Origin of the sequence: Xanthomonas sp. GPE 39, from assembly GCF_000963005.1 — a bacterium.
GTDB lineage: Bacteria > Pseudomonadota > Gammaproteobacteria > Xanthomonadales > Xanthomonadaceae > Xanthomonas_A.
The window spans coordinates 2,833,773-2,836,520 of sequence record NZ_JZHZ01000007.1 but is presented as its reverse complement, the minus strand read 5'-3'; the positions used below and the strand labels follow the sequence as shown (position 1 = coordinate 2,836,520).

The 2,748-nt window shown below is 55.2% G+C and carries 4 protein-coding genes; all 4 read right to left on the bottom strand.

Annotated elements, in window-relative coordinates; translation table 11 throughout:
• Window positions 1-217: 217 nt before the first annotated feature.
• The 4 genes from XALGPE39_RS11860 to XALGPE39_RS15280 all read right to left on the bottom strand — a co-directional run bounded on the left by XALGPE39_RS11860 (window position 218) and on the right by XALGPE39_RS15280 (window position 2,665).
• Window positions 218-1,462 (bottom strand): HlyD family efflux transporter periplasmic adaptor subunit, encoded by a 1,245-nt coding sequence (locus XALGPE39_RS11860; protein ID WP_045728364.1) that lies wholly within the window; start codon window positions 1,460-1,462, stop codon window positions 218-220.
• A complete protein-coding gene (locus XALGPE39_RS11855) occupies window positions 1,459-1,737 on the bottom strand; it encodes a hypothetical protein (RefSeq protein WP_045728363.1) in 279 nt (92 codons plus the stop codon). The genes XALGPE39_RS11860 and XALGPE39_RS11855 overlap by 4 nt, the downstream gene beginning before the upstream one ends.
• A gap of 224 nt (window positions 1,738-1,961) precedes the next feature.
• Window positions 1,962-2,393: a hypothetical protein gene (locus XALGPE39_RS15760; protein ID WP_152624896.1), complete on the bottom strand. Its 432-nt coding sequence runs from the start codon at window positions 2,391-2,393 to the stop codon at window positions 1,962-1,964.
• 59 nt (window positions 2,394-2,452) lie between these two features.
• Window positions 2,453-2,665, bottom strand: coding sequence for a hypothetical protein (locus XALGPE39_RS15280; protein WP_082061898.1), 213 nt, complete (start codon window positions 2,663-2,665; stop codon window positions 2,453-2,455).
• Between the last annotated feature and the right edge of the window lie 83 nt (window positions 2,666-2,748).

Below are 2,748 nucleotides of genomic sequence, written 5' to 3'. Positions count from 1 at the left end.
TTACGAACGTCTTCCGGAAACCCTGGCTGGACTCCACTTCGTCGTCTTCTCAATGCTCATGCTTGGAAATGCCACGTCTCTAATCCAAAGTTCATAACACGCTCTAAGTCGACGCAGCACCCCTGCGTCACGGGATTTTGGGTTTTCCCCAAAAATGAATCGATGAATTCAGTTCTGAATCGCAATTCTTTTGAGAAAATTTTCATATCCAAACCAATCACCTCCCAAGCGACAATAAGGGTTCAAATACCCATTCAATCAACTTTCTCCGCTCGCCGATGATGTCGGCCTGCAACAGCATTCCCGGCTTGAGCATTTCGGGCTTGCCGTAGGCCATGACACTTTGCCGCCCCAGCGCAACGGTGACCCGGTAATACGGCTCCCCCTGCTGGACATTGCCGATCAACGCACCCAACTCACTCGAACTCAGCGCACTGCGGCTGATCCGGCTCAGGCGGCCTTGCTGGTGACCAAACTTCTGATACGGGAAGGCTTGATAGCGCAGCAGCACGGTATCCCCAGGCGCGATAAAGCCGATGGCGCGGCTGGGGACCAGTAATTCGGCTTCCAGGCGTCCATCGCCCGGCACCACGCTCAGCAGGGGCTGCCCGAGCTGGATTGCTTGTCCCTGCTTTGCCATCTGTGTGGCCACCACGCCTGCCACGGGCGCCGTCACCACCAAGGCGCCATTGACCTGGGTTTGCACCTGTTCCTGCTCCACTGCCGCCGCATCCCGTCGATAGTCGGCCTGCACGCCCCCGCGCTGTCCCGGCAACACACGCAGTTGCTGTTCGATCTGCGCTGCGCTGCGTCGCATCTCTGTCGCCTGCCGCTGCAAGGCCTGCATCTGGCTGGTGTATTCCAGCGCGCTGGATTCCTGCTGTTTGATTTGCAGCACGCTGACGTATTTGTCGTCCTGCAATTGGCGCCAGCGTTGCAACACCTCATTGGCAAGGGCGATTTGGTTGCGACGGGTGGCGATTTCTGCGTCCACCTGCACCAATTCCTGGCGCAGATTGGCCAACTGCGCATGCAAGCCCTGCTCTTGCGCATCCAATTGCTGCAACTGCGCTTGCTCGGACGATTTCAAGCCTTCGCCGCGCTGACGCAATTGGTGTTGCAGTGCCGCTTCCGTGTCGCCGCTGCCCAGGGTCGCGCGCGGAACCGTGACCACGCCGAGCATCTGCCCGGCCTTGACCCGTTGCCCTTCGCTGACCTCCAGCCGGCTCACGACGCCGGTGGCCGGCGCCATCACCGTGGCCAGGCCCTTGATCGGCACCAGTTGCCCGGTCACCGTGGAGCGGTGGGCGTAGGTGCCCATGCACAAGAAGACCACGACGGATGCCGCCACGATGACGGCGGCGCTGGCAAGTACCCATACCCGCACGGGCTGCGCCAAGGAGATGCCGCCCAGCCAACTGTTGCGGCGTGCTTGCAGCACTTCCTGGCGGAACAGGGTCATGGGGTGTTCTCTCGACCCGTGCGGCTGGTTGCATGGCGAGCGGATACCACCAGCGCGAGCAGAGTGAATGCGCCGATCAACGCCACGCATAGGATCGGTAACGCTTGCTCTGGTAGTCCGGCGATTGCCTGGATGCAGCGTGTGCTCGTCATAGCCACGAGAATGGCGGCTAGTGTCGCCCAATTGAGTCGGACGCCACGAAGCCGGACGATGCCGATGATCGGCAGGGCCAGGAGAAGGCCGTCAAGCAATAGCGTGGAGAGGGATTCAAACATGCGACGATCGATCCTTCGAAACGTTTAAGAGTAGTTTTGGAGGGGGGTCTTAGTGCACCAACATATGCCCCTTCGCAATCATTAATAAACATTAAATTTGCGGGTGTCAAGCAACAAGAGCGTGTCGAATTTCACGTTTTGAATTTTCATGTCGAGCAGTGATGCCAGTAGGTATCGGGGAGCTCTAAGTATTTGAGAGACTAAGTGCCTATCGCTTTGGGCGATTAATCATTTTGACTGATTTCTGGCGCTATGTCGTTTATTGATTTTGTAATCTTCCTCAACATGTAAGCTGGTCCAGTCACAATTACCCCGGATTTGGTTTCTTCGAAAATGATGTTTTGAGCATCAAATCTAAGTAATCTATGTAGCCGTGGAACCCAGATATTATGCTTGGCTTGAGAATATCCGGTTTTTTGAATGATCTCTTTCGTGCGCTTTAATGATTCGGATCCAATTTGGATGCTGGAAATCCATGTCATGCGAAGATGCGTGATTAGTCCGATGCAGCAGCCTATAGATGCCCCGCGGAAGCTGTTATGTTCAGGAAGGAACAGCAGTGTCGTAATTCCAACAAGTAACAGGCTGATATAGAAAGCTAGTTTATAACGGTCAGCGGTCTGTATGCGCCAGCCCATGCTTTTGATTTTATTCATGAAATTTCCTGAGGGGCGGCTAGCCTTGAAGGGCTAGCCGTTAAAGCTAGTCCTTAAATTTAGTCGGCAACTTTAAATATCCCATAACCTATAACTCCGCCGATCATTCCTCCGATTGCAGCGCCGATAGGTCCGCCGATGCCTGCGCCGATAATTGCTCCTTCCTCTGCACCTTCTGCTGCGCCAAGTATACTTCCGCCAATGGCTCCAACGTCACCATAGCCGAATCCGCCGAATACTTCCAATGTCTCAGAGCTGGAAATCTCGCGCATACCTCTTTACTCCCTAGAGCGTGTTATGAACTTGAGGCTTTCGCGGCTATCGTAAGCGGATGAAGCCAGCACGCTCCTATCCG